The following is a 276-nucleotide window of genomic DNA, read 5'->3' on the forward strand; positions in this document are numbered from 1 at the left end:
TTTGCCATTATAACGCTCTCCCATCCCGTAAATCACGGTTGGGTCGGTCTGCAAGCGCATACCAATGCGTAAACGGTTGATAAATACCGAGGCAACCTGATCGCGTTCACTGGCAACGGCGGTTTCTTTTTCGATAATTGATGCCATCGTCACCAGCTGATTTTTATCTTTATAAGGCAGACCGTCCGCACGCCCTTCCCAGGCGCTATCGACCGCTTTCACCATTTTCTTGTGCGCTCGCTTGAGTAACGCGACATCGGTGGTATTGGCGGTATA

The 276-nt window shown here is 50.4% G+C and carries 1 protein-coding gene; it reads right to left on the bottom strand.

Features of this window, described 5'->3' with window-relative positions:
* On the bottom strand, positions 1 to 276 hold a 276-nt coding region (gene mltG, locus SB756_RS29780; RefSeq protein WP_410913176.1), incomplete at both ends, for an endolytic transglycosylase MltG.

Source organism: Pseudomonas sp. SIMBA_068 (assembly GCF_046534705.1).
Classification (GTDB): domain Bacteria; phylum Pseudomonadota; class Gammaproteobacteria; order Pseudomonadales; family Pseudomonadaceae; genus Aquipseudomonas; species Aquipseudomonas putida.